General features: G+C 59.6%; 6 protein-coding genes. All 6 read left to right on the plus strand.

Annotated elements, in window-relative coordinates; translation table 11 throughout:
* Positions 1 to 35 precede the first annotated feature (35 nt).
* On the plus strand, positions 36 to 902 hold the full coding sequence (locus LJE93_09470; GenBank protein ID MCG6949125.1) for an ABC transporter permease: 867 nt from the start codon (positions 36 to 38) through the stop codon (positions 900 to 902).
* Between the two features lie 8 nt (positions 903 to 910).
* Complete coding sequence (locus LJE93_09475) at positions 911 to 2,227, plus strand: ABC transporter ATP-binding protein (protein MCG6949126.1); 1,317 nt, start codon at positions 911 to 913, stop codon at positions 2,225 to 2,227.
* 130 nt (positions 2,228 to 2,357) lie between these two features.
* Positions 2,358 to 3,308 (plus strand): class I SAM-dependent methyltransferase, encoded by a 951-nt coding sequence (locus LJE93_09480; protein MCG6949127.1) that lies wholly within the window; start codon positions 2,358 to 2,360, stop codon positions 3,306 to 3,308.
* A complete protein-coding gene (locus LJE93_09485) occupies positions 3,302 to 4,096 on the plus strand; it encodes a class I SAM-dependent methyltransferase (GenBank protein MCG6949128.1) in 795 nt (264 codons plus the stop codon). Before LJE93_09480 ends, LJE93_09485 begins: the two co-directional genes overlap by 7 nt.
* 260 nt (positions 4,097 to 4,356) lie before the next feature.
* Positions 4,357 to 5,046, plus strand: a complete 690-nt coding sequence (locus LJE93_09490) for a DUF115 domain-containing protein (GenBank protein ID MCG6949129.1) — start codon at positions 4,357 to 4,359, stop codon at positions 5,044 to 5,046.
* A 61-nt stretch (positions 5,047 to 5,107) separates the two neighbouring features.
* Entirely contained in the window at positions 5,108 to 6,007 is a 900-nt protein-coding gene (locus LJE93_09495) for a glycosyltransferase (protein MCG6949130.1), read from the plus strand.
* The last annotated feature ends 729 nt before the right edge of the window (positions 6,008 to 6,736 follow it).

Here is a 6,736-nt window from a genome sequence, read left to right on the forward strand (position 1 = left end):
TTCTCTCATCAGCCACTGCTATACAATCTCAAGAGATGAGCCACTTGGCCAAAGACCACCTGGCAGATCATTCCATCGTCATCGAGCCGTCAAAAGGCTGGGTGCCGGTCAGGCTGCGCGACCTTTGGGAGTACCGCGACCTCCTATACTTCCTCGTCTGGCGCGACGTCAAGGTACGCTACAAGCAGACTGTGCTTGGCGCAGCCTGGGCAATCTTACAGCCGACCCTGACCATGGTCGTCTTCACAATCTTTTTCGGCGGTATCGCAGGGATTTCCTCCGACGGCCTGCCATATCCGATTTTTTCCTATACAGCACTACTCCCGTGGACATTTTTCGCCCAGGGTCTGAGTCAGTCCTCGAACAGCTTGGTCGGCTCGCAGAACCTCATCACCAAGGTGTATTTCCCTCGCCTGATCATACCGTTGGCAGCCGTGTTATCCGGGGTCGTGGATTTCTTCCTTGCTTTCCTGGTGTTGTTGGCGATGATGGCCTTCTACGGCATCTGGCCCGGGCTCGCCGTTATTTGGCTACCCTTGTTTCTCGCCCTCGCGTTTGCCACGGCACTTGGCGTTGGATTGTGGATGTCGGCGCTCAATGTCGAGTACCGCGACGTGCGCTACGTTGTGCCATTCCTGGTCCAGATCTGGCTTTTCATCACGCCGGTGATATATCCGACTTCCGCAGTGACCGATCGCCTCCAGTCGATCGGCCTACCGACATGGCTGTACGGCCTCAACCCGATGGTCGGCGTGGTCGAGGGCTTTCGCTGGGCTCTGCTGGGAGTAGGCTCGAGACCCGGGCCGCTGATCCTGGCGAGCGCCGCAGTCACCGCCCTGATCACTGTTTCCGGCGCCTTTTACTTCCGCCGCATGGAGCAGACCTTCGCTGACGTGGTGTAATGGGAGGGATGGGCGAGGTCGTTATCCGCGCCGAGGGGCTCGGCAAGCGGTACCGCATCGGTCGCCATGAAGCTCCCTACAAGACACTGCGAGAGTCACTTTCCGGCCTCGCCATGGCTCCGGTGCGCCGGCTTGAAGCGCTCGCGCGCGGTCGGCCTCTTCAGCGCGAACACGAGACGATCTGGGCTCTCAAAGATGTCAATCTCGACGTCCGCCAGGGGGAGGTACTCGGCATCATCGGCCGCAACGGTGCCGGCAAGAGCACCCTGCTCAAGATTCTGTCTCGAATCACCGAGCCGACCGAAGGCCGTGTCGTGCTCAACGGGCGGGTCGGTTCTCTCCTCGAGGTTGGGACGGGCTTTCATCCAGAACTGACCGGTCGTGAGAATATCTACCTCAACGGCGCCATCCTCGGTATGCGCAAGACCGAAATCGACCGGCGTTTCGACGAGATCGTCGACTTCGCCGAAATCGAGCGTTTTCTCGACACTCCCGTCAAGAGATATTCGAGCGGCATGTACGTTCGTCTCGCTTTCGCAGTAGCCGCCCACATGGAGTCGGAGATCCTCCTCATCGACGAAGTTTTGGCAGTCGGAGATGCGGAGTTTCAAAAGAAATGCTTGTCAAAGATGAAGGACGTTGCCACCAAGCAGCGGACCGTTATTTTTGTAAGCCACAATATGGCGGCGGTCGAGCAGCTCTGTCATCGCTCAATCCTTCTTCAAAACGGAATGTTGGAATTCGATGCCAGCTCGAAAGATGTGATCGACCGATATCTCACCGATCCCGGCGAAAAAACGGTCCAGTTAGGTGCCGGTTCTCACTCGTTTTCGGACGAAAATGGTTCGGACCAACAAAATCGACGCATACTCCGCGCCGTTCGTCTCCTGGATGCCGACGGCAATTCGCGCGAGAACTTCGTTATCGGCAAACCTCTCACCATCGAAATTGATGTCGAGGGCGTATCAGCGATACCAGGGGCGTGGATAGGTGTCATCTTCCATTCATCCTTAGGCCATACAATCGCGTCCATCAATACCGGCATGACGAAAACACGCGTCGCTCAGCCGCGATCAGCACCCGAAACGGCGAGACTCCAAATTCCTCGATTACCATTCACCCCGGGCAGTTACTGGATATCCGTTAGCATCACGCGGGGTTTGCTCGGACGAGTTGATTTTTGCGATCGGGCTGTGAAGTTCCAGGTCGAATCTGGCGACGTGTACGGCACCGGTTATGCGCTGAGCGGGGAAAACGGTCTTGTCTTTCTTGACGGCTCATGGGAGATCGTGCCGGCATCCGGAGGTACCACAATTGCGCCCTGATCGCAGCCGAATATTCACGTTCTCTCCGCTCTGCTCGGGAGACGACCCACCCGGAAAGTGGTGGGCCACGGACGATGCCGATGACGTACGGACGCCAAACGGCACGGCGCCGCCGGGTAGGTAACGCCCTATGGAACCCGCAACCGTTGCGTCGCAGAATTCGGGACACTCTGCCGACATCGAAATATTGAGGGTCGACCTTCTCAATAGCGAGCGGGAGACCGTCGAGGAAATCGCTGCACTCGCTTCCCGGCTCGAAATCGGGCTTGGCTGGCACTATCTGCTCGACCTTGGCTGGTTGTGCCGAAAACTCGGTGAAGGATATGGTGCGAAGGTTCTTGACGCGGGTGCCGGAACTGGTGTCCTGCAGTGGTATTTGGCCGACCATGGAGCCAATGTGCTCAGCGTCGATCGTGGTGCCCGGTTCGAACCAACACACCGTATTCGGCGCAGCTTTCGCGTCGAGGGATATGAAGCCGGGGATGGCGTTGCTCCGAACGGGATGTTGAGCACTCGTTCGACCTCCTGGAGAAGGATCGTGGGCTATCCGCGTCGTCTCGCGGTCGATCTTGCGCACGCCTCGTTGGAGAAGATCAGTCGCAAGGCACCGGGCCGCGTCACATTCCTCAACGCCGATTTGGCTGATCTGAGCTCGGTACCGGAGGATTCGATTGACGCGGTGGTTTCCGTCTCGGCCTTGGAGCACAATGACCTCGAGGCAATTCCAGCCATCGTAACCGAGCTGCATCGAGTCCTGAAACCTGGAGGTCGCCTGCTCGCGACCATGGCAGCGAGTCAGGATCGAGACTGGTACCACGAGCCATCGAAGGGCTGGGTATTGACCTCCGACTCCATACGACGACTCTTCGGTGCGCCCCGCGCTCATGTGCTTGGATTCGACGATTATGACGAATCTCTCAGGCAATTGACCGCATGCGAGGAACTTCGGACAGGATTGGCAGCGTTCTATTTCGAATCCGGTGAGAACGGTATGCCATGGGGCAAATGGCAGCCAGCCTATCTACCGGTCGGAGTTGCGCTGACGAAGAGCCGGCCAGAAATGGATGGTCTCTGGTGCTGACTCTCACTCACGCCAGCCTAGCGACCATCGAGGAATTGTTCCGATACAAAGCCGAGGGGTTCGCGCTGGAGCCGTTTCCCGGCTATACCCCGGACCAGTGGGGAATCAAGGCACACAATCGGCCATGGATTGCCGCCGCCGGCGAGTTCACTGAAGGCCAACGGGTACTCGAGGTGGGTGGGGCGTACAGCCTGTTATTGGAGCGTCTCGCACTCAACTGCGGCGTCGAGTCGTGGGTGGTTGATGATTTCGGAACCAAGAGTGACGAACTCTTCTGGGCCCGTTGGAGCGATCCACATGAATATGCTGCCCAACACCCCAGTATTCGATATGTATTCGAACGGCTCGGTGACAAGGGAAGCACCCTGCCGGAACACCACTTTCACCGCATCATTTCGGTCTCGACCCTCGAACACGTCCCGGAGGCCGATCGGACAGCCGTGTTAACGGAGGCCCATAAGCTCCTCGCACCTGGCGGTATCGAGCTGCACACGATTGACATCGCTGTCGCACGGCCCGCCCGTGTGATTGCAGATGGGGTGCTGGATTGGCTGACACCGTTGTGGTTGCACAGACTTCATTTCCCATCGGAAATTCGAAAATGGATCTCGCACGTAGCTGATTCCGGAGTGAAGGTCGCCACAACCATACCCAACTCGTGGGCCCTGCTCGATCGCCGGACGCTCGTCGAGTCACCTGACGTCGTCTTTCGTTTCTATCCGCCGAATGACGCTCCGAAAGAATATCACCCGAGCGCATCGTTGCTGCTCATGATCCAGGATCTTTGAATTGCAGGATGCATCGACGATACGAGATACAGGGCACCTGTGGGACGGTGCTCGGGCTGAGCGTTTTTCTGTTCAAACGCGGGCAACTCTCCCTTCACCACCAACAGGATCCTGGCGGTCGGCAAGACAACGCGGGTGTTTCTGAACACGGAGGCAGTCGGATGAACCGAGGTTTTGGCCCCTTTCAGTTGGCACACGCCATTCTGCGGCACGCTCGATCCTCATGCAGCGAGCTGTCACGAGGCTGGTTGCACTCGACAATGTGGCGCAGCCTTCGACGTTGCGAGGCCCTCAGGAATCGCCATTTGGGCGAGCGGTGTTTTTTGTTGGGCAATGGTCCCAGCCTCCGCAAGACGGATCTCTCTCGTCTCAGCGACCAGATTGTCATTGGGACAAACCGGATTTACCTGATGTTTGACGAACTCGGGTTTTCGACCACGTACTACGTTTCTGTCAACCGCCTTGTCATCGAACAATGTTGTGAAGAGATCGCCTCTCTCTCGATGCCGAAGTTCCTGAGCTGGGAATGCCGGGACGTGGCCCGGTTCACCACCAGCACGATCTTCTTGCGGCGGGCTTCGGGACCGGCTTTCTACACCGACGTCGGTCAGGGTTATTGGGAAGGGGCCACCGTCACCTACGCCGCCCTGCAGCTCGCCTTCCACCTCGGCTTTCGGGAGGTAGTGCTCCTCGGTGTCGACCACAGCTTCAAGACCAAGGGAGAGCCCCACCAGGAGGTGGTCTCCTCCGGAGACGACCCGGACCATTTCGACCCGACCTACTTCGGCAGCGGTTTTCGGTGGCAGCTCCCTGACCTTGAGACATCAGAGCTCGCCTACCGCATCGCCGACTTCGTTTACCGTGATTCAGGACGCCGCGTCGTCGACGCGACCGTCGGTGGACAGCTGCGAGTATTCCCCCGGATCGACTTCGATACCCTCGAGATCTGAAGGTGGTTGGGGCCATGTCGACCGAGCCGCCCGGAGGCCACACGACGAGAGAAGCATTGTCGTGAGTAGCAGCCCTCTTTTCTCCATTGTCATTCCCAATCTCAACGGCGCAAGGTTCCTAGCCGAGGCGCTGGAGTCAGTCCTCGCCCAGTCCGGGCCGACCTTAGAGCTCATCGTGGTCGACGGTGGCAGCACGGACGGGTCACTGGAAATCCTCGACCGTTTTCGCGACCATATCGACGTTCTGATTGCTGAACCGGATCGCGGCCAGGCCGACGCGATCATGAAGGGAGCGGCAACCGCCAGCGGTCAGCTCTTCAACTGGATCAACTCTGACGACCTTCTGCTCCCTGGAGCGCTCGAAACGGTGGCCAACGCCATCGGGAATCACAACTGCTTTGGCGGCGCGGTGCAGGAAGTGGACGAGTCGGGCCAACCGGTCGGCGTCGTCCTGCAAAGACGACTCACCGCCGAGGCCATCCTCCGTCACCCGTGGCGGGGGTCGTCCTACCACCAACCGGGCGTCTGGCTCCGCCGTGACAAATTCCTCGACTGCGGTGGCCTCGACGTGGCCCTCCACTTCGCTTTCGACCGCGACATGATGATCCGCTATCTGGCTTCCGGCGAATCGGCGCGCATCACGGATCAGCCGCTGGCCGGCTTCCGGCTCCACTCCGGTTCAAAGACGGTGAGCCAGTCCGACAGATTCAACCAGGAACAGCGCGAAACCCTCGTTCGCTACTCAGAGCATGGACCGCCGCGGCTCCGGAAAATCGCCGCGGCTCACCTCGAACGACTGATGTGGTGGTCAGATCTCGAGGAGATCGAGGCAATGGCGGAGGCGGGTCACCGGATCGAGGCGGCGACCCGCATCGTGCGCGGTGTCGTGACCCGGCCCCGAACCCGGGCGGGCCGCGCTTCGCTGCGGGCTCTGGCACGGGTCGTCTTCGCGCGCCACTGAACCCTTCCCATGGCCCATCTCTTCGGGGATCCGGGGGACCGGCGACGGAATCACGAAATCCTCTTCGGCCGGCTCGGTGTCCGGCGCAACGATCTCCCAACGCGGCACCTTACCGAGGAAGGCCGCCCAGGTCGAAAAGGTGCTGGGAGGCCCCATCACCAGGTCGCATCTGGACAGCGCCCAGAGATCTTGGACCGGGCCCATCGCCGACGTCGTCAAGGACAGGTTGTCCACCGATGACAGGTTGAGCGCCTCGTCCGAGCAGATCAGGAAGGCGACGCGTCGAGGACTGAAGATCGCTGCAACCGATTTCATCGACGCGAGGTAGGACTCGAGATCGTAGAAGTATCTGCCATCCATGAAGCTCCGATAATCGCGATGGCGGATGTGGACTCCTACCAGGACATCGACTTGACGACGTGCAGCATCGACCAGGCGATCGGCCTCTTGTCGAATCGTGGCGACAGGCCGGAAAAAATCCCTGATCAGGTCCGCGTGACGTTCAACCCCTGTCCGGTGACGGAAGAGCCATCCCCTGAGCAGCACCAGTCGACGCTTTTTGAGGTCTGCGGTGACAACCGGGTCATCGAGGTCGCAGCACTGCGGCCACTCGAGCGCGATGGCGCGGGTCGGGGCGAAGCCGCTCGTCTTGGCGACAAGCGCGCAGCCACGGTAGGAGAGCGATGCGGCAAATCTCGCGGGCAAAGCTCCACCGAAACGAGGTCGGGG

The organism is Acidobacteriota bacterium (genome assembly GCA_022340665.1).
GTDB lineage: Bacteria > Acidobacteriota > Thermoanaerobaculia > Thermoanaerobaculales > Sulfomarinibacteraceae > Sulfomarinibacter.

Excerpts from the sequence above, each read along its gene's own strand:
- LJE93_09480 (MCG6949127.1), top strand. The coding sequence starts at position 2,358 with ATGGAACCCGCAACCGTTGCGTCGCAGAATTCGGGACACTCTGCCGAC.
- LJE93_09475 (MCG6949126.1), top strand. The coding sequence starts at position 911 with ATGGGCGAGGTCGTTATCCGCGCCGAGGGGCTCGGCAAGCGGTACCGC.
- LJE93_09490 (MCG6949129.1), top strand. The coding sequence starts at position 4,357 with ATGTGGCGCAGCCTTCGACGTTGCGAGGCCCTCAGGAATCGCCATTTG.
- LJE93_09470 (MCG6949125.1), top strand. The coding sequence starts at position 36 with ATGAGCCACTTGGCCAAAGACCACCTGGCAGATCATTCCATCGTCATC.